Raw genomic sequence first — 228 nt, 5'->3', positions numbered from 1 at the left:
ATTTTCTATTATTTCAATATTAAGTTTTAGAATATCTTCAATTTCAGACAAAATCTTCATTGATTCACGACGCTCCATTTTACTTAAATTATCTATATACAAGGAATAGAAATAATTAACCACTTTGGTGAAGATATTAACGTAATTAGCAGTGTTATGTTGATTTGGTGTTTTAATAATATCTGTAAATTTGTTTAAGATATGAACACCCAAAGAAATAGTATTATC

The 228-nt window shown here is 24.6% G+C and carries 1 protein-coding gene; it reads right to left on the bottom strand.

All coding sequences use genetic code 11. The features are described from left to right. Window positions 1–228, bottom strand: a 228-nt coding sequence (locus U881_RS0110095; RefSeq protein ID WP_024654278.1) for a BlyB family putative holin accessory protein, incomplete at both ends; no start/stop codon positions are given.

The sequence above is a fragment of the Borrelia persica No12 genome (assembly GCF_000500045.1).
GTDB classification, from domain to species: Bacteria; Spirochaetota; Spirochaetia; order Borreliales; family Borreliaceae; genus Borrelia; species Borrelia persica.
This window is presented reverse-complemented; position numbering and strand designations above follow the sequence as displayed.